Annotated in this window: 1 pseudogene; it reads left to right on the forward strand. The window is 79.1% G+C overall.

Annotation, left to right across the window (positions count from 1 at the left end):
• Positions 1-388: pseudogene (locus tag IH13_RS0104115) on the forward strand (L-aspartate oxidase); the annotation flags it as partial.

A 388-nucleotide genomic window follows, 5' to 3' on the forward strand; every position in this document is an offset into this window, starting at 1 on the left:
GCCCCCGCCGGCCCGGTGCCCGCACCGGCCCCCGCCGGCCCGGTGCCCATGACCGTCCCGCTGCTGGCCGCCGAGTCCCGTACCGAGATCCAGCGGATCATGACCCGGGGCGCCGGAGTCATCCGCTCCGCCGCCGGTCTCGCCGACGCGGCCGAACGGCTGGAGGCGCTGGGCCGTACCGCCGGCGCCGAGGGCCCGGGCGCCGTCAAGGACGCCGTCCCCGGGGTGGAGGCGTGGGAGGCCACCAACCTCCTCCTCGTCTCACGGGTCCTGGTCGCCGCCGCCCGGGAGCGCGAGGAGACCCGCGGCTGCCACTGGCGCGAGGACCGGCCCGACCGCGACGACACCGTCTGGCGCCGCCATCTGGTCGTCCGTACCGGCCCGGGCC

This window comes from Streptomyces sp. NRRL WC-3549 (genome assembly GCF_000721935.1).
In the GTDB taxonomy this organism is placed as follows: domain Bacteria; phylum Actinomycetota; class Actinomycetes; order Streptomycetales; family Streptomycetaceae; genus Streptomyces.